The following is a 598-nucleotide window of genomic DNA, read 5'->3' as shown; positions in this document are numbered from 1 at the left end:
GACTCAACGATTGTTTCCTGCTCGTAGACCACTGCTTTTGATGCGCACTGACTTTATGGATGACCGAGACCACGGTGCCAAAGTGGTGGAATTCAACGGCATTGCCGCTGGTATGGGCCCCTTTGGTCAAAAAGCGACAGAGTTGCATGCGTTTTTACAAAACCAATGGCCACAGCATTTCTCGTCGTGGTTAGAAGCGCCGTCGGCTGTTCCCGCTGAAAATAGAGGGTTGGAACAAATGGCGTTGGGGATTGCGAAAGCGGCGCAAAAGGTCAAACACCATTTTGGTGAGTCGGGAAAACCGACATTTTTGATGGTTGTGCAGAACAACGAAGACAACGTCTACGATCAACACTTATTGGAGTTAGAGCTTCAGAAATTGGGTGTGAGAACGGTGCGTCGCACGTTTGAGCAACTGAGTTGCCAACTCAGCAGTGGTCGTGGTCAGCGCTTAGAACTTAAAGACGTGGGTGGCGTTGATGTGGTTTATTTGAGGGCTGGGTACCAATACGCCGATTACTGGATTCCTGAACTCAATGAAGACGTATGTTGCCAAACGCTCAGTCAAACTCGCCTGTTTATAGAGCAACACTATGTG

The 598-nt window shown here is 49.0% G+C and carries 1 pseudogene; it reads left to right on the top strand.

The window, feature by feature from the left end:
- Positions 1-598, top strand: a pseudogene (locus KIV40_RS28740) (glutathione synthase); the annotation flags it as partial.

It is taken from the genome of Vibrio sp. D173a, from assembly GCF_030248475.1.
This window is presented reverse-complemented; position numbering and strand designations above follow the sequence as displayed.